Source organism: Bacillus sp. EKM202B (genome assembly GCF_011066025.1).
GTDB classification, from domain to species: Bacteria; Bacillota; Bacilli; order Bacillales; family Bacillaceae_G; genus Bacillus_A; species Bacillus_A toyonensis.
Window position 1 is genome coordinate 1 of sequence record NZ_JAAMNK010000143.1, and the last position, 227, is coordinate 227.

Here is a 227-nt window from a genome sequence, read left to right on the forward strand (position 1 = left end):
TGGGCCTAAATGGACTCGAACCATCGACCTCACGCTTATCAGGCGTGCGCTCTAACCAGCTGAGCTATAGGCCCATACAAATTGCAGGATTTATTTATATCATATCCTCATTTAAGAGTCAATATTGAATTGAACTCTCAAAACTAAACGAAAACGAAACACGGAAACTTATATTGATGAACAGCGTTCATCAATTCTCCATAGAAAGGAGGTGATCCAGCCGCACC

General features: G+C 41.9%; 1 tRNA gene. It reads right to left on the reverse strand.

What is annotated here, in order from left to right:
- Window positions 1-74: transfer RNA gene (locus G9F74_RS29780), tRNA-Ile, on the reverse strand.
- Between the last annotated feature and the right edge of the window lie 153 nt (window positions 75-227).